The organism is Bacillus sp. K2I17, from assembly GCF_002209985.1.
In the GTDB taxonomy this organism is placed as follows: domain Bacteria; phylum Bacillota; class Bacilli; order Bacillales; family Bacillaceae_G; genus Bacillus_A; species Bacillus_A wiedmannii.
The window spans coordinates 222,121-239,914 of record NZ_NJGF01000002.1 but is presented as its reverse complement, the minus strand read 5'-3'; the positions used below and the strand labels follow the sequence as shown (position 1 = coordinate 239,914).

19 protein-coding genes are annotated in these 17,794 nt (G+C 37.0%); 7 read left to right on the top strand and 12 right to left on the bottom strand.

Features of this window, described 5'->3' with window-relative positions; all coding sequences use genetic code 11:
- Position 1: 1 nt before the first annotated feature.
- Positions 2 to 493 (bottom strand): zinc ribbon domain-containing protein, encoded by a 492-nt coding sequence (locus CER22_RS04635; protein WP_088608273.1) that lies wholly within the window; start codon positions 491 to 493, stop codon positions 2 to 4.
- Between the two features lie 156 nt (positions 494 to 649).
- Between CER22_RS04635 and CER22_RS04630 the strand changes: the two genes are divergently transcribed.
- Entirely contained in the window at positions 650 to 2,269 is a 1,620-nt protein-coding gene (locus CER22_RS04630; protein WP_088608272.1) for an SWIM zinc finger family protein, read from the top strand.
- Positions 2,253 to 5,009, top strand: a complete 2,757-nt coding sequence (locus tag CER22_RS04625; protein ID WP_088608271.1) for a DEAD/DEAH box helicase — start codon at positions 2,253 to 2,255, stop codon at positions 5,007 to 5,009. Before CER22_RS04630 ends, CER22_RS04625 begins: the two co-directional genes overlap by 17 nt.
- A 24-nt stretch (positions 5,010 to 5,033) precedes the next feature.
- Here the strand turns inward: CER22_RS04625 and CER22_RS04620 are convergent, their stop codons facing one another.
- Entirely contained in the window at positions 5,034 to 5,519 is a 486-nt protein-coding gene (locus tag CER22_RS04620) for a VanZ family protein (RefSeq protein WP_088608270.1), read from the bottom strand.
- 110 nt (positions 5,520 to 5,629) lie between these two features.
- Here CER22_RS04620 and CER22_RS04615 point away from each other — a divergent pair, with 110 nt between their 5' ends.
- Both CER22_RS04615 and CER22_RS04610 read left to right on the top strand, forming a co-directional pair.
- Positions 5,630 to 5,854: a DUF1659 domain-containing protein gene (locus tag CER22_RS04615; protein WP_088608269.1), complete on the top strand. Its 225-nt coding sequence runs from the start codon at positions 5,630 to 5,632 to the stop codon at positions 5,852 to 5,854.
- Between the two features lie 107 nt (positions 5,855 to 5,961).
- Positions 5,962 to 6,177, top strand: coding sequence for a DUF2922 domain-containing protein (locus CER22_RS04610; protein WP_001197599.1), 216 nt, complete (start codon positions 5,962 to 5,964; stop codon positions 6,175 to 6,177).
- A 19-nt stretch (positions 6,178 to 6,196) separates the two neighbouring features.
- Here the strand turns inward: CER22_RS04610 and CER22_RS04605 are convergent, their stop codons facing one another.
- Positions 6,197 to 6,595, bottom strand: a complete 399-nt coding sequence (locus CER22_RS04605; RefSeq protein ID WP_000731403.1) for a DUF4359 domain-containing protein — start codon at positions 6,593 to 6,595, stop codon at positions 6,197 to 6,199.
- 194 nt (positions 6,596 to 6,789) lie between these two features.
- Between CER22_RS04605 and CER22_RS04600 the strand changes: the two genes are divergently transcribed.
- The gene (locus CER22_RS04600) at positions 6,790 to 7,296 is read left to right on the top strand and encodes a competence protein ComK (RefSeq protein ID WP_048542596.1); all 507 of its coding nucleotides are present in this window, start codon (positions 6,790 to 6,792) and stop codon (positions 7,294 to 7,296) included.
- A gap of 55 nt (positions 7,297 to 7,351) precedes the next feature.
- Here the strand turns inward: CER22_RS04600 and CER22_RS04595 are convergent, their stop codons facing one another.
- The 5 genes from CER22_RS04595 to CER22_RS04575 all read right to left on the bottom strand — a co-directional run bounded on the left by CER22_RS04595 (position 7,352) and on the right by CER22_RS04575 (position 11,939).
- Positions 7,352 to 7,822, bottom strand: coding sequence for a sigma-70 family RNA polymerase sigma factor (locus CER22_RS04595; protein ID WP_088608268.1), 471 nt, complete (start codon positions 7,820 to 7,822; stop codon positions 7,352 to 7,354).
- A gap of 218 nt (positions 7,823 to 8,040) precedes the next feature.
- Complete coding sequence (locus CER22_RS04590; RefSeq protein WP_088608267.1) at positions 8,041 to 8,742, bottom strand: Yip1 family protein; 702 nt, start codon at positions 8,740 to 8,742, stop codon at positions 8,041 to 8,043.
- 127 nt (positions 8,743 to 8,869) lie between these two features.
- A complete protein-coding gene (locus CER22_RS04585) occupies positions 8,870 to 10,072 on the bottom strand; it encodes an ABC transporter permease (protein ID WP_061679380.1) in 1,203 nt (400 codons plus the stop codon).
- On the bottom strand, positions 10,069 to 10,749 hold the full coding sequence (locus CER22_RS04580) for an ABC transporter ATP-binding protein (protein ID WP_048542605.1): 681 nt from the start codon (positions 10,747 to 10,749) through the stop codon (positions 10,069 to 10,071). The genes CER22_RS04585 and CER22_RS04580 overlap by 4 nt, the downstream gene beginning before the upstream one ends.
- Entirely contained in the window at positions 10,746 to 11,939 is a 1,194-nt protein-coding gene (locus CER22_RS04575) for an efflux RND transporter periplasmic adaptor subunit (RefSeq protein WP_088064836.1), read from the bottom strand. The genes CER22_RS04580 and CER22_RS04575 overlap by 4 nt, the downstream gene beginning before the upstream one ends.
- A 375-nt stretch (positions 11,940 to 12,314) precedes the next feature.
- Here CER22_RS04575 and CER22_RS04570 point away from each other — a divergent pair, with 375 nt between their 5' ends.
- Together CER22_RS04570 and CER22_RS04565 are read left to right on the top strand one after the other, a co-directional pair.
- The gene (locus tag CER22_RS04570; RefSeq protein ID WP_088064837.1) at positions 12,315 to 12,506 is read left to right on the top strand and encodes a helix-turn-helix transcriptional regulator; all 192 of its coding nucleotides are present in this window, start codon (positions 12,315 to 12,317) and stop codon (positions 12,504 to 12,506) included.
- A complete protein-coding gene (locus CER22_RS04565; protein ID WP_088608266.1) occupies positions 12,507 to 13,019 on the top strand; it encodes a DUF3278 domain-containing protein in 513 nt (170 codons plus the stop codon).
- A gap of 106 nt (positions 13,020 to 13,125) precedes the next feature.
- Here the strand turns inward: CER22_RS04565 and CER22_RS04560 are convergent, their stop codons facing one another.
- The 4 genes from CER22_RS04560 to CER22_RS04545 form a co-directional block, all read right to left on the bottom strand.
- On the bottom strand, positions 13,126 to 14,460 hold the full coding sequence (locus CER22_RS04560; RefSeq protein WP_088608265.1) for an MFS transporter: 1,335 nt from the start codon (positions 14,458 to 14,460) through the stop codon (positions 13,126 to 13,128).
- A gap of 19 nt (positions 14,461 to 14,479) precedes the next feature.
- Positions 14,480 to 15,514: an ABC transporter substrate-binding protein gene (locus CER22_RS04555; protein ID WP_088608264.1), complete on the bottom strand. Its 1,035-nt coding sequence runs from the start codon at positions 15,512 to 15,514 to the stop codon at positions 14,480 to 14,482.
- Positions 15,511 to 16,293, bottom strand: a complete 783-nt coding sequence (locus CER22_RS04550; RefSeq protein ID WP_048542611.1) for a DUF3919 family protein — start codon at positions 16,291 to 16,293, stop codon at positions 15,511 to 15,513. The genes CER22_RS04555 and CER22_RS04550 overlap by 4 nt, the downstream gene beginning before the upstream one ends.
- Positions 16,294 to 16,359: 66 nt before the next feature.
- Positions 16,360 to 17,790: a sensor histidine kinase gene (locus CER22_RS04545; protein ID WP_088608263.1), complete on the bottom strand. Its 1,431-nt coding sequence runs from the start codon at positions 17,788 to 17,790 to the stop codon at positions 16,360 to 16,362.
- Positions 17,791 to 17,794: the final 4 nt, after the last annotated feature.

Here is a 17,794-nt window from a genome sequence, read left to right as displayed (position 1 = left end):
TTCACTCCCCACTTTGCTTAATCCCACAAACCGGACAGTAAGTAGAGTTTTGATCGATATGTTCATTACATGAAATACAATTTGTCGTTTCACCTTCATGTTCTATCGCTAACATTGGATTAGGCTTTCCACACGAACCACAAAACTTATCATTTTTTGATAAAGGTCCACCACATTCACATGTAGCTTTCTCGCATTGTTGCTTTTGCAGTTCAACAATGCGTTTTCTTGCTTGATAAATAGCTACATCAAATTCTTGAACTGGAGCAATCCTTTCTTGTAGGCTCGCTTCATCTACTCCGTTTCCTCTTAATTGAACGTAGACTCGTTGTCCAATCTCTAATAGAACCTCTGCCTTTTTCTGCATTTGCACTTGCATTTCTTTTTTCAGTTGAGCGATTTCTTGCGCAACTTGTAACTTTATCTTCCCTTGCTCAATTCCTTCTTGTAACTTATTCATTCCACTGCCTAACTTCGTCTGTAAATCTGACAAACCATTTCTCCTTCTATACATATATAGTAATATACAAAATTAACACTATATATTACCATGATTTTCAATTTATGTAATCCAAATTTCATTTTTTCTGTTTTGAGCATTTTTTGTTTATAATGGTAAAGGAAAGAAATATGTGTACGGAGGAATATTATGCTGCAACACTCAATTACGAAAGATGAAATTATGATGATTGCGAATGAGTTCGTTCAAGGACTAGATCCACAGCAAACAGCTGATCAGGAACATGTCGCTACAGCTCGGCACCTATATCGTAGTGGTGTTGTCTACAACGTTGACTTTGATGGTTATACGCTGTCAGGAACTGTAGATGCTGCAGGCAGCGTATATAGCGTCCATATCCCGATTCGTAACGTCGCTGAAAGCTATTGCGATTGCTTTGCACCAACGCAATGTGAGCATATGCTCGCTGTTTTACTATCTGCAGCATCTAGTTTCGGGCAAGTAGGAGATGTATTAACTTTATTTAAAAATAATACGAAACCTTCCCTTCCTCCTATTCGAACTGCAAGACAAGTATTGCAATCATCAGCGTTTGAAGAAACGGATTATAAAAGTTGGCAATCGTATTTTGACAACGAATATGAAACATTTAAAAAAGAACAAGCTCGGCTTACTTATAAACAAATGTATTTTCTTATGAGTATTTTTACAGACTTCTATACGAAACTCGAGCGGAAAGCTCCGCGTATCGTTGCGATACATGAGTTGTTCAGGCTACACGCAGCGCTTTATTGCTTTCAAAAATTATTAGAAGAAATTCAGGACTTCGAAGCAAATAAAACGTATTCTTATCACCAGCCTGTTAACGTCGTTCGCTTATTTGTAGATAAAGTGGAATCCATCGTTCGGGACTTACAAACAGAAGCGATTCCTCCAGAGTCTGAAGCAATTTTGCAAGAAACAGCTCGTCTCGTTCACGAAGTATTCTTCTCCACCGACGCCTATACGCAAGAAAGATTTTTTATTTATCGTCACATATGGAGTGAACTCTTACACAATAAAGAGAAACTGAAAGAAGAAGAAAAGCGAATCGATACGAAAATCAATCCACTTTCCAAAGCATTAGCATCTTCTCATCTACTCTTTTTAAATGACGAAGACCTATTAGCTATGGACTTACTAAAGAAACAGCCTGCTTCTGTTGTAAGTCTGTACTTCTATTGGTTAGAAGAGCTATTAAATACAATGCAGTGGGATCGTGCGAAAAACTGGCTTTCCTTTACGTATAAACAAGTGAAGAAAACGATACATGAGCACGAAAATACGATTTTCATAAAAGATATCGTTCGCTTATTTGTCATCATGTATGAAACGTATGCAACCCATACAAATGAACAAGCCGGACTCGAAATGATTTTGCAAGAGCTATTACCATATAGTTTCGTAAACTATGAGCAATACGTACTCGCGAAAAAGCAATATCGTACATGGGCAGAACTTCAGCTCTTACATGGGTTTGAAGCAATTGAACTTTTGAAAGAGCCACTGAAAGATATTGAAAAGGAAGCACCAGAAGCAGCCCTTCCTCTTTATCACCTTGCTGCTACCGAGGCCATTGAAGAGCGAAACCGCAAATCATATAGACGTGCAGTTCGTTACTTAAAGAAATTACGTACATTATATAAACGATTAAAGCGTACTGATGAATGGGATGCTTTCATTATTCACATCGCAAACTTACATTCACGTCTGCGTGCACTACAAGAGGAATTACGGAAAGGAAAATTAATCGATGATCAATCAAACTGAAGTAACAATTAGGCTCCAGCACGTTAGTCAAGGTTGGTTCCTTTGGGGAGAAGATGACAGCGGTACTCCATTATCCGTAACAAGTTGGAAACGAAATGCATTTACATGGCACTCCACTTCCTTCTACGGCACGTTTCTAAAGGAAGCAACCTTTGAAGGAAAACAAGGTGTTATGCTAACAAACGCACAAGCATTTGAATACATCGCTAATAAACCGATGAACTCCTTTGCCCATATTCAAATGAATGGCCCTATTACAGCACTTACGAAAGATGCGAACGAATTATGGGATGCCTTCACAAGCGGTAGCTTCGTACCTGATATGGAGCGTTGGCCCAAACAACCATCTTGGAAAGTACAAAATACCCCAATCGAAGATGACACATTGACATCTCTTTTCTCGGCCGCGGTAAATGAAAGCATATTACAAGATAACCGTTCAAACGACGGATGGGAAGATGCCAAGAGACTTTATGAACATTACGACTTTACGAAAAGACAATTGGATGCAGCACTACATGAAGAAGATTGGCTTCGAAAAATTGGTTACATTGAAGATGACCTTCCCTTTACAATTGGACTACGGCTACAAGAGCCGCAAGAAGAATTTGAAATGTGGAAGCTTGAGACAATTGTTACACCAAAGCGCGGGGCACATCGCATATATGTATATGAAAGTATCGATTCTTTACCAAAACGATGGCACGATTATGAAGAACGTATTCTTGAAACACAAGAAGGATTCAGTAAGCTCGTGCCGTGGTTAAAAGAAGGCGATGCATTCCGAAGTGAGCTCTTTGAAACAGAAGCGTGGAACTTCTTAACAGAAGCAAGTAACGAATTACTCGCTGCAGGTATTACGATTTTACTGCCATCCTGGTGGCAAAATTTAAAAGCGACAAAACCAAAATTACGTGTGCAGCTGAAGCAAAATGCCACGCAAACGCAATCTTTCTTCGGCATGAATACACTCGTTAACTTTGACTGGCGCATTTCAACGAACGGCATTGATTTATCCGAAAGCGAATTTTTCGAACTCGTTGAACAAAACAAACGGTTATTCAATATAAATGGTCAATGGATGAGACTGGATCCAGCCTTTATTGAAGAAGTACGAAAGCTTATGAACCGTGCCGATAAATATGGACTAGAAATGAAAGATGTCCTTCAGCAACATTTATCAAACACTGCTGAAACAGAAATTGTAGAAGAAGATAGTCCATTTACCGATATTGAAATCGAGCTAGATGGATATTATGAAGAACTATTCCAAAAACTACTCCACATTGGAGATATTCCAAAAGTAGATGTCCCTTCTGCACTAAACGCAACACTCCGTCCGTATCAACAACATGGCATTGAATGGTTATTATATTTAAGAACGCTTGGATTCGGAGCATTATTAGCTGACGACATGGGACTTGGAAAAAGTATTCAAACGATCACTTACTTACTATATATAAAAGAGAACAATCTCCAAACAGGCCCTGCTTTAATCGTAGCACCGACATCTGTTCTTGGAAATTGGCAAAAAGAATTTGAGCGTTTCGCACCAAATTTACGTGTTCAGTTACATTATGGAAGTAACCGAGCGAAAGGTGAATCATTTAAAGACTTCCTTCAATCAGCAGATGTTGTATTAACATCTTATGCATTAGCTCAGCTTGATGAAGAAGAACTTAGTACGTTATGCTGGGATGCTGTTATTTTGGATGAAGCACAAAATATTAAAAACCCACATACGAAGCAGTCGAAAGCAGTACGAAACTTGCAAGCAACTCACAAAATCGCTTTAACCGGTACACCGATGGAAAACCGACTTTCCGAGCTTTGGTCTATTTTTGATTTCATTAATCACGGATATCTTGGCAGCTTAGGACAATTCCAGCGCCGCTTCGTCTCACCTATTGAAAAAGATCGTGACGAAGGAAAAATCCAACAAGTTCAACGATTTATCTCACCATTTTTACTGCGTCGTACGAAAAAAGATCAAACAGTCGCATTAAACTTACCAGATAAACAAGAACAGAAAGCGTACTGTCCACTTACTGGTGAACAAGCTTCCTTATATGAGCAACTTGTTCAAGATACATTGCAAAATGTAGAAGGATTAAGTGGGATTGAAAGACGCGGATTTATATTACTCATGCTGAACAAACTTAAACAAATTTGTAATCACCCTGCTCTTTATTTAAAAGAAACAGAACCAAAAGACATCATCGAACGTTCCATGAAAACGAGCACGCTAATGGAGCTAATTGAAAATATAAAAGATCAAAATGAAAGTTGTTTAATCTTCACACAATACATCGGTATGGGGAACATGCTAAAAAATGTGTTAGAAGAACATTTCGGTCAGCGCGTCCTCTTCTTAAACGGTAGTGTACCAAAGAAAGAACGTGACAAAATGATCGACCAGTTCCAAAACGGAACGTATGACATTTTCATCTTATCGTTAAAAGCAGGTGGAACTGGCTTAAACTTAACCGCTGCCAACCATGTCATTCACTACGACCGTTGGTGGAATCCAGCTGTAGAAAACCAAGCAACAGACCGCGCATATCGTATTGGTCAAAAACGCTTTGTTCACGTTCATAAACTGATTACAACGGGGACACTCGAAGAGAAAATCGATGAAATGTTAGAAAGAAAACAATCATTAAACAACGCTGTCATTACAACCGATAGTTGGATGACCGAACTATCTACAGATGAACTAAAAGAATTACTTGGTGTATAAACAAAAGGAGCTAATCTCAAAAGATTAGCTCCTTTTTCTATTCCAAAACCAATTGCTTATTATAATTCCTGTTAATCCGCCGCATGTATCCAGTAATGAATCTTGCCACATCGGTGTACGATCTCCCGTAGTCCATTGATGAATTTCATCAAATGTTGCATATCCCGCAACGAAAAGAAGAGCATATATAAAACATCTTTTCCTCGAATAATCTGATCGATGAAAAGCGTAATACGTCAATGAACCGAGCATAAAGAACACCATAAAATGCGCACCTTTACGAAGGAAAAACTCAATAAATCCGCCTACACCTTTATTTGCAATGCTAACAGGTGTACCACCGCCATAATCGATAGATACCCATGAAAAATGCTCTTTCACAAACTCAACATTTACATATTGTTCAATATCCGAGCGCATATCCTGCTTTTTATATGGTTGTGCCGAGGAATAGAAAATCAACCCCATCCATAGTAAAACAGGAATCCAAAATAACCATTTACGTTTCATTCTTCCGAAGCCCCTCTCTTAGTCTTTTAAGCGTACCAAAAAAAAGAATAAATTTCACGCCAAAACATGACATTTGCACCCTATTTATAAAGTGAAAGGGGGTGATAAACATGGCAGTCGAAACAATCGTAACGGACTTAACTTTACGTCTTGTCTTAAACAATGGATTAGATCAGAACGGAAAAATAGCTTTTAAGCAAAAACAATTTAAGCGTGTTAAAACAAACGCAAACTTAGAGCAAGTACAAAACGTAGCACGTGCTCTTGCTTCTTTACAAGCATCACCGCTTCACGCTATACAGCTTGTTAGCACATCAGATCTTTCTACCCTATAAGGTTAAAATTTACTTAGTGGGGGGTGTTCATCCCCCGCTAAGTATGAACCAACACCAATCACCCTGCCCGCAATATAGCGGGATAAATAAAAAGGAGGAAATAACATATGCAAGTACTAGAATTAATTTTTGCGAAAGAAGATGGAAAAACAGTTGTTTTTTCTATCGAGAAACCTATCACACCCGTCGATGCACAAGTCGTAAATCAAGTAATGGATACCATCCTTGCCTCATCTGTATTTTCATCAATTAATGAAAATACCCGAAAAAAAGGAGCCCGTCTCGTAGAAAAGAATGTATCTGAAGTTCCAATTAACTTATAAACAAAAAGACGAATCTGCATCATTTTGCAGATTCGTCTTTTTTCTTCGGCATTTCAATCGGAATAAAGATTTTTGAAAAACCGACGCATACATATTTATAATGTTCTCCGCCTATATCAAACTCGGTCGTATATGTTGAGAAGAAAATATAATCATTTCGCTTTGTATAATTCTCGATTAATAATCCAACTTGTGGCTCAACATATTTTTTCGCCAACTTCTTACCAGCCGATGCTAAATCGCCAAGGAGACCTTCTTCATTTTCCTTTTGAACTTCGTCTAGCTTCTTACTTACATCATTACGTTTCATAAACTGCTTCGCTGCCCAATCCGTATATTCACCTTTACTCGGATTACTATTTGCTAAATATACTAGAAGAACAACAACTAGAGCCATAATAATATACTTTTTCTTCATACTATCTCACCGCCTACTCTTTTCTATTTTCATATATATGTACAAGCGATGCAAATTAGAAAGACTAACATCTATTGATTGTAAACGAATAGTCAAAATTTACAATATGAAACAGAATATTAATAATTAATTTACTTAATTCGTATATAATTATATTTGGTATTACTATCATTTATAAGGGAGGAATCAAATTTATGAATGAAGAAAATGATATTATTATTTCTAATTCTACAATGATGCTGGAACCTTACAAGCACCCTTATTATCGCACCAAAATTATCGACAGTAGCGGGAACCATCTTTACTCCTGTCAAACCGCTCTCCAACTCATCAAGCAATCTTGTCTAACCAATGTTCACTCTACTTATCAAGGCAGACGTAATGCAGTCCAAACAAACTTTAAATTCAAACAAAATGTCCCAATTCCAATTAATCATCGAGAATATATTTGTGCTTTTCCGACAGAATCTCCTTCTTCTCCAAACTGTATATGGCTATTTTATAACCATATAGATGACATAGAATTTTTCAAAAAGAGCAAAAAAGCTAACATTCATTTTTCAAATGGCACTACTACAACAATACATATCAGTCCCCATAAGTTAAAACAACAATTATTAAAAGCTGGATACGTATTATCACGTATGAACATGCAAGATTCACTACAATTTAAAAACCTCTTATTACATTTACTACCTTAACAGAATAAGTAGAATGGAAAGCAATATCCCTTGCCTTCCATTCTTATAATCCTATTTATCCTCTTAAGCTATTTCGCATTTTCTCAAGTGCTTGCCGATACACCCACCTCACTTGATAATAAGTCATTTCCATCTCGCTAGCGATTTCCCCCATCGTCTTCCCTACAAAAAAACGTTCGACAATAATATACTTCTCCTTCTCATCTAATACACTCATAAAATCCTTTGCTCTTATTTCAGCATCTTCAAACGTAAAAATCTCCTCATATTCACCTACGTAAACATTCCTTTCTTGCAAGGCAGACTCTTTCTTCAATCTTTCTAATATATAACCACGCACAGTTATAATTGCATATGCAGGAAAACTTCCTTTCTCCGCATCAAATCTTTCATACGCATACCAAAGACCAATTAAACCACATTGATAATACTCTTCATGATCTTGATAAATACCTAGCTTCTTTATTTGATTTACAATCATTCCTTCATACAAAACAACTGTCTCTGTAAAAGTCGCTGGCTTCACACAGTACCTGTTTCTAAAAGGTATACCTCTTTGTTATTCCGCCGGTACCTCCACAATATAAAAATAAAGAAGCGATTTCACTGTGAGTAATTTCAAATACGACCGCCAAAATTTTAAATTACACGAAGTAGAATTTGAAATTCTGCTGGTCGTATTTGAAATAAGGGTAAAAATAAAAAAGGTGACTCTTGGGAGAGTCACCTTTTAGTCCAATCATATTATACCGGTAAACCAGGTAAAAACTTTGCCATCAATACAACAATCGCAGCTAAGAATACTGCCTTAATAAGGAATAAAATGATAATTGGAATAGCTGCTTTCACTTTACTTAATCCTGCTGTAACTTGTAATCCTAACCAAATTAAAACTAAATTCCATAAAGAGAACACTTCGATTGAATTACCGATTCCGTATACAAGTGAGCCTTTCTCAAATAACGGACCTAAACTTGTATACGCAGTTGGTGCAGCACCTAAAATTAAAGCTATAATACCATTAATGAGACCACCAATAATAACAATAATATCCGCGTATACAATAATCATTACTATTTTTTTATAAGAAGTATCATTCCCGTAAAACATCATAAACACTTTATAAATAGCTGCAACAACGAATGTTGCGATCATAACACCTACTGTTCCCCATATCGTACTAGAAACTACATTTGATACAAGCGAGCCCTGTTCTGCAAGTGCACCACCTAATTTCTTTTGCATTTCAATCATCTCAGGTGATGTATACGTAATATACGAATTTAAACCACCTACAAGTCCTTGTAATAGTGCCACTATGAAGAACATGCCCCAAACTTTCTCAGTCGTCTTCATTCTCTCAAACTGTAAGCCAGGAGAAGTCATCATTCCAAACAATGATGGCTTCTCTCCGCCAGCTTTTTGCGTATTCAAATTCGCTTCCATTATAACGCCTCCTTCTATTTATATAACCCGTTCTAACGGGCGGTTCACTTCCTCACATAGAGGCTACGAACCGCCCACTAGAACGGTAATGTATAGTAGAGAGCCCACTCTCTACTACACTACTAACTTATTCATAACGTAATGCTTCAATTGGATCTAACTTCGCAGCTTTATTCGCTGGAATTAATCCAAAGATAATACCAAGTGTCATAGAGAACAGTACGCCTCCAACAACAACTTCCCACGAAACGAGTGGTGGCCATTTCGCAAATGTGGAAACAATATATGCCCCGCCATATCCAAGACCAATTCCGATTAAACCACCTAGAAGCGTTAACATGACTGCTTCAATTAAAAATTGTAATAAAATTTTACTACGTGTTGCCCCAAGCGCTTTACGTATCCCAATTTCGCGCGTACGCTCCGTTACAGATACAAGCATAATGTTCATAACACCAATACCACCAACGACTAATGAAATACCCGCAATACCGCCAATGATCATCGTCATGATGCTAGTGACTTTAGAAACATTTTCTTGTAGTTCTTTTAAATTCACCAGTTCATATTTACCTGGAATTTCACTTGGCTTACGACTATTTAACACATCAACAGCTTGTTTCCCAGCTGCTTCTAAATCGTCTACATTTTTAGCTTGAATTGCGATATTTTGAATATCATCTGTTCCGAATAAAACAGGCCATAATGTAAGGGGGATTAACGCTTCTTCCATTTCAAATCCCATAAACTCATTATCAGATGTATACACACCAATAATTTGCATTGGCTGCCCCTTCATCTCAATAATTTGTCCCACTGGGTTTACGTCCTTAAATAACGTCTCTTCTGTTTTTGTACTAATCATCACAACGTTATTTGCATGAGAAATATCTGATTCACCTAAAGTACGTCCCTTTACGACCTTTACTTTATTAACCGCAAAATATTCATTATCAAGACCAATAACATTCAGATTTGCTTTTTTATCATTTACATCCAATATCTCTGTTGTCGAATTTGTCGTAATAACATGTGAAACATCTTTCACTTGTTTTACTTCCATAATATCCTCTTCTGTTAACTTTGGTATTTCAAATCCGCCTATAGCAAACTCATCATTCATATCTGGTTTAAATTGAATTGGCATAAGGTTATTACCACCAGAACCTGCGAATTTTGACTTCAGCATCGCTTCCCCGCCTTGCCCAATTGCAACGACAGTAATAATAGAACCAACGCCGATAATAATACCGAGCATCGTAAGCGCTGAACGCAGTTTATGAGCTAAAATAGAAGATAGGGCAATTTTTATACTATCTAGTAAACTCATACCGCACACCTTCTATCTTCTGTAATTTTCCCGTCTCGCAGTACAATGCGGCGGGAAGAATACGCTGCTACTTCCTCTTCATGTGTAACCATAACAATCGTTGTACCTTCTGCATTAAGCTTTGTGAAAATATTCATCACTTGCTCACCAGACTTCGTATCAAGCGCACCAGTAGGCTCATCAGCCATAATGAACGTTGGATTATTCGCAATCGACCTTGCAATCGCTACACGCTGCTTCTGTCCACCTGATAATTCATTCGGCAAATGATGAACCCTATCTGACAAACCGACTTTACCAAGCGCTTCCAGAGCCCTTTGACGACGCTCTGCTTTCTTCACACCACCGTATACGAGCGGAAGTTCAACATTTTCGACTGCCGAAAGACGCGGAAGCAAATTAAAGTGCTGAAACACAAATCCAATATATTCATTACGAATTAAAGCAAGCTTTGACTCGTCTGCTGTTAAGATATTCACATCATTCAGCATATATTCGCCTTCTGTTGGACGATCTAAACAACCGATAATATTCATAAGCGTTGATTTACCAGAACCAGACGGTCCCATAATCGAAACGAACTCACCGCTTTGAATTGTTAAACTAATATCATGTAAGATCGGCACTGCCAATTTTCCTTGATAATACGTTTTAGCAATATTATTTAACGTAATCATTTCTCTTTCACTTCCATTCCGTCATACACGTCGTCGGAAGGATTTTTAACCACCTTTTGCCCCACTTTTGCGCCTTCAACAATCTCTGTCCAATCTCCATCAGTAGAACCTTTTTTCACATTTTGTTTACGAAGCTTCCCTTTTTCCTCAACATAAACAAATGCATCATCGCCTTTTTCTACAATGCTCTTAGTTGGAACAGCAATCATCGTCTTATTCTCTAAACTTACTTGCAGAGAAACGTGATAACCTGGAGATAAACCATCTTGACTATCAAGACTTGCTTTATATGTATATTGGGACATATTTTGAGTCGCTTCACCCATACCACCAGCTTGAGCCATCTCTGCACTCGTTGGGAATTCACTTACCTCTGTAATTTTACCTGTCCACTTCTTCTTACTATTTGCTTTCGCAGTGACAGTAAATGTTTGATCTGGTTGAATTTGTGACTTCTGAAGCTCAGTTAACGTCCCTTGAACTTGGAATGGATCTTTAGACGCCACTTGTAAAAATGCTTTCCCTTGACCACCTAACGCTTGAGATGAACTTTGCGCCGCATCTTTATCTAACTTTTGAACGACACCAGTAAAATTACTATAAATCGTAAGCTCTTTCTGCTTTTTACTTAACTCTTCTTTTTGCAACTTCCCTTTTTCTTTCTCTAGATCAGTTGTCTTTTGCGCCATCTCTAACTCACTTACTTGCTCATCCATCGGATCTGTTACTTCTTTCCCAGCTCCGCTATCCTTTGCCTTCTTAATTTCTTTCTTCAACGAATCAATTTTCTTCTTTCCTTGATCATAACGCATATCTGCCATCTTCTGATCAAGCTCAGCTTGCTTCATTTGCAAGTTAATCTCTTCATTATCATAAGAGAATAACTTCGTACCTTTCTCTACCTCTTGTCCTTCTTTCACTGCAATATCTTTCACTTTTCCTTTAGTCGGATCCGCATAGAAACTTTCAATATTCCCTGGTTTCACCTGACCAGAAATTAACTTCGTATTATTAAGCTTTCGCTCCGTTACCTTCTCAAAGCTCACAGCATCAGCAGATGTTGATGCCCCCTTCTTCTTACCTTGCATAATAAAAATATTAACTGCTGCTACAATAACAATTAGTGCAATAACCCCGATGATAATCCATTTCTTCTTCTTGTTTGGAGTACGAACCGTATTTGGTACCATATTCTCTCTCCTTTTATAACTTAATAGTTTAATATAAGAATTGTATAAAACTTTCTGAAAACAGATTACATATTATTACATTCTTTTTACAAAGTTTTACACATCCATTTATATTGTAACAAAAATTCCAATGATTAGAAATATGACATCTTGTCTTTTAAGATAGATTTAAGGAAAGATTATATTAATATAAGAAAAGCCATCCTTTATTAATCAACTCCTTACCAAGATAAATTATTAAAATTATTTTCCTAATTGCACCATTATCATTTTTGTCATATATATTTGACATTTCATTTATCAAATTATAAAATGTCACATATAAATGACATTTCTGATGCACGAGGTCTACAATTATTAATAGGAGGTTTATATTTGAATAACGTTAAACAATATCGAAAATCTGAAGGTCTATCGCAGCTAGAATTAGCTAAAAAAGTTAATGTAGCGAGACAGACAATAAACTTAATTGAAAATAATAAATATAACCCCTCTTTAGCCTTATGTATCGAATTAGCAAAAGCACTACAAACAGATTTAAACAGTCTATTTTGGGAGGGAGATTAAATGATAAAAATTGAATGGAAAGAAAGAGTTTATAATAATTTTGTTGGAACAATGAGTGAAAGAGATGAATATCAAAAACAAGAAATCAATAAAGAATTATCTGTAGCTGGAATTGGTTTATGGTGGTTAAATATGTTGGTAATGCTTATTATGTTACTTGTTGATACTATGAACCACACAATATCTATAGGAACTATATTAGTTTTTCTATCTAATATGATTTATGCTAATTATTTAACATTTAAGCTTAAGAAAAAAGGTTTAAATGAGACTGAATGTGCAACAAAAGAAGAGTATTTGCAACATAAGAAAAAATTAAGAAAAGCGGGCTTAAAAGCAGGTGTACTTTGGGGCTTTCAAATGTTTGTTTTTATGAATTATATCCTTCCCTATGTAGGTTCAGAAGAAATCTCTATTTCTTTATTTGATGTTGGGCTTTGGAGTTGCGGCGGTATATTTTTCGGTGTAACTATGTACATGATTGGTTTATTAAACCTAAAAAAATTATACTAATTAACAAAAATCACTTACACATAAAACTGCAATTTTACATACTTTTTGTTTTTGCTAATATAAAAGCTATCCAATATAACAATTGGATAGCTTTTCAAACAAAATATTACGCTACTTTAGTTTTTTTCCCCTCATGTCCACGTTGAACGATGAACAAGAAGATTGTTGATAAAATTGCACCTGTTAATAGTAAGATGAAGCAACCGTCCCAGCCAGAACGATCAACAATAACACCGATTGCTGCGTTTGCTACAAGACTTCCGCCTACATAACCGAACAGACCACACATACCAACTGTCGTACCTACTGCAAATTTCGGTACTAATTCCATTGCACTTAAACCGATTAAGAACTGTGGTACATAAATTAAACAACCGATAATAGAAACGGCAATACTTACAACAAGTATGCTAGTTGCTTGCCAATATACAAACGTACCAATAACAACTCCGACCATACTAATGATGCATAATGGCATACGCTTTCCTTTAAATAATTTATCACTTAAAAGACCAACTATTAATGAACTTGGAATTGCCATACCTTCAAAGATTGCGTACGCCGCGTGTGCTTCATTTTTTGAGAAGCCTTTAACTGTCGTTAAATAAAGTGGAACCCAGTTAATAACGCCGAAACGAATTAAATACACAAATGCATTTGCAATACATAAGAACCATACAAATTTATTTTTCACTACATACTTCATTAAAATTTCTTTTGGTGACATCTTGTTAGCATTATCTGCTTTTTCAAGATTTTCATAGTCATTACGATACTCATCAATTGGAGGAAGACCTTCTGATTCTGGTGTATCCTTCGCATTAATCCAAACAAGAACTGAGATTACCATTGCGATAATCGCTGGGAAAATAAACACGCCGCCTTGCCAATGATTTTCACCAAAAATAGCTACACCAATTCCGACAAGTGGTGGTACGAGCATTCCGCCAACGTTATGTGAAATATTCCAAATACCTGTTTTCGTACCGCGTTCTTTCTTCGAGAACCATTTCGTCATAACGATACTACAAGGTGGTGCTCCCATACCTTGTACAATACCATTTAGAATAAGTAGTGTAACAATCATTCCAAATGACGATGCAAAACCGAAACAAATATTTACAAGCCCTGATAAGAATAAACCGACTGCGATAAAGCGCTGGGCGAAAGCTTTATCTGACAAATTACCCATAAAGAACTTACTAAATCCATAAACAATTGCCATGATTGAACCTAGTAGTCCAATTTCAGCTGTACTAAATCCATATTCTTGTACTAAATACGTACTTGATAACGTAAAGTTACTACGAACTAAATAATAAGCAGCATACCCAACTGAAATTCCCATCAATACACGAATACGTAATAATTTGTATACTCGATCAATCATATCCGCTGGCAATCTTTCAATTGTAGGTGCTGGCTTGAGCCATTTAAACATATATTTCCGTCTCCTTTTCTCACTTCTGAGAGAGACGCTGTCTATTCCATATCTCGATTATTCCGCTATTTGATATATTTTGGTTTGTTCTTCTAACCGGCTGTCCTTCTATTTCTTTCTCGTTCTTCGCAAACATCGTTGGTACGCCAAACGAAACCTTTTCTAAAATGTGACCCGCTTCTTCTGATAAACAATAATCAATAAATAAATCCGCAATAATACCATTCGGTGCACGTTTTAGTTTCGAAATCGCATTAACAGATAACCCTGTTTGCTCAGGTACAATACTTACAATTGGAAAGCCTCGTTTTTGAAGCATTCTCTGATCTCCCATGAAATTGATGCCTATCATATACTCACCGCTCGCAACAAGTTCCACTGGTATGTAACCATTCACCGTTACTTCACCAACTTGTCCTGCAAGGTTCTTCACATATTCCTTCGCTTCCACTTCACCTAAAGTATCAATAAGTGATTGAAAAAACGTATATGCTGTTCCTGAGACATTTGGATCTGGCATCACAATTTTTCCCTTATATACTGGATTTAATAAATCTTGCCACCTTGATGGATAAGGAAGTCCGAGCGATGCCATTTCTTCATTCCACCGCTCTTTATTAATTGCAATTGCCAGTTTCTCCACTTCATAACCGTACCAATAACCGTCTTTATCTTTAACAGTTTTTGAAATACGGTTCGCATGCTGACTCGTAACAGGAATAGATAGATTTTTTTGCTTCATCATTTGATGCGCGTCTACCGTACCGCCAATAATAATATCCGCTTTCGGATTTCCAGCTTCCTCTTCTACCCTCCGAAGAAGCTCTTCTGTCGAAAGACGAATAAATTCATACGTACAGCCGCGTTGTTTACAAAATGATGAAAGCAAAGCTTCACCAACTTCCTCACGAGCTGCTACATACGCAACAAGATGACGATCATCCAAAATAGGGAGACCACTTTTATTATATTTAATAGAGGTTGTATCTCGAGAGCAACTAGACATCGCTCCTCCAATTACTAGCAAAAAGAAGAAAAAGGCTATCTTTCTCATGACACATTCTCCTTTACAAATAAATTTGCGAGGGAGCTTTTCATATACATAACATTCCCGTTATTATCGCCGAGATATTGCACAACAAAGTAAGATGGATATACAGAAATAGTAAGAATGTCTTCCCGCTCATTCTTTATACGCTTCCCTGTTTTATAAGCGGTAATATAAGCAATCGGTTCATTCTGTGATTGTAATAATTTCTGTATTTCTCCGTAATCTGTAATTTGCTTTGCGTACCGAATCGAATCAAGTATGTGCGTAAGATTCATCGCACGTTCTACATCACCTTGGCGTACTATGACATCCTGCGCTGACGCAAAAAAATCACTAATACGTTCTGGTGTGTAATACAGGCTTAACAAATACGTTTGAAATGCTGAAATCATTGGGTCCGTACCATTCTTTCCGTACACATCAGCCCCGTACTGGAACAAGTCACCTACTGCAAAAGTACGTTTATGTCCATTCAAGTACGTTACTTCTCCAGTAAATACTTGTTCTTGATTCTTAGCTTCTCTCGGTTCTATTTGAATTCGGTCAAAGAATGAAACAATCGTATGCAAACGAACTTCATCCGTTATAACAATTTCTCCCCACTTTTCATGCCTAACCTTCATTTCGGTAGGCAGGGATTCATTCACTCTTTGTAAAACAGTTTGTTTGTCATTCACTATTGTGATTCGATTATATATTTGCTTCTCCATCACATAAAACAAAATAAGAGAAACAATTATACAAAGAACAAACATAAGAATTTGAAATGATAGCCTTTTCATTTCTGCCTACCTCCAAGATAAAAAAACGTTGTTTCGAAAATACCGCATAATTGTTTCATAAATGTATCATTTAACCGCTTTCAAGTTTTTTATGTCTTCCATCCGTCTCGGAAGCAAAAATGTAATAAATATTGTAGTACCAATCTCTTCACTACTCTCAATTCGCATACTTCCGCCCTGCTTATTCATAATCTCCTGACAAATATACAAACCGTAACCATTCCCGTAACTAGAAGGCAGTACCTTCCCTTCTGGTGCTTCATTCCACTCTGCAAGCACACCTTCATCTATACCAATGCCATCATCATGAACAAAAACCTTTGCCTCACGTTCATTTACAATTACATTCATACGAATTTGCGTAGCATCGCTATATTTTATCGCATTATCCAGCACGTTTAAGAAAATCTGTTTCGTCTTATCGAAATCCGCAACAACATGTACATCTGTTAACTCATTTATCACTTCAATCTCAAATTTCTGCAGACGAGGTTTCACAATTGAAACTGCTTCTTCTGCTAATTCCTTTACATTCACAACTGTAGGTGACACTTCAAACGTACTCTTCCCGTACTTTGAAGACTTAAGCAATTCCTCTACAAGTGATAATAAACGCTCACTCTCTACAGCCACATATCGCAGGCTCTCTTTTACATCTTCCTTCGCCTTTAACTTCGGAATTAAATCCACATAGCCAATAATCGCCGTTAACGGTGTTTTTAGCTCATGCGTAATGCGGTCTAAGAAATCTTTCTGCTTCTCTTTCTCCTCTTTCAATTGCTTAATATGCAGCTCAATTCCATCGGCCATCGCATTAAAAGATGCTGAAAGCTGAGCAATTTCCACATATTCATTTAGCTCAATCTTACTTTTATAATCACCATTCGCAAGCCGCTTTGCCATTTGTCTTAACTGATCAATCGGCTTATGAAGAGACTTCGCCAAACGAATTGCAAAGAAAATACCTGCAGCTACGAGACAAAGAGACGTCATTAAGAACGTCCAGCCAACATTTGTTAAAACTTCCTTCTCACCCGTTAACTCATTTATAAAACGAACACTTCCGATGACATCGTTTCCATAATAAACTGGGCTTGAAAACAAAAGAATTGGAGCTGGGTCTCCCTCTTCAAAAACATAAGATTTCTTCCCCTTCAAAGAACTCGCAATATCGATATTCCGATGAAGGAGTGCTCCTTTTTGCGTATCCGCAACAACATCTCCATTCTTCCCAATCATCTGTACACGGACATCCATGCGCTTCGCTAAATACGAAGCAATTAAAAGTGAATTCGGGCCGAGCGTCTCGACCTCTGCTTCCTTCTCTAAATAATTCATTGTATAAATTTGTGCTTCTACACTTAACTTCTCTAAAGAATTTGCCGCGTTATGATACATATTCTTTTCTAACGTAATATAAACAACTGCGTACAAAAGAACAAAAATCGGGATTAACAGTCCCACTATTCCAAACACCATATTCCTTTTTAAAGACATACCA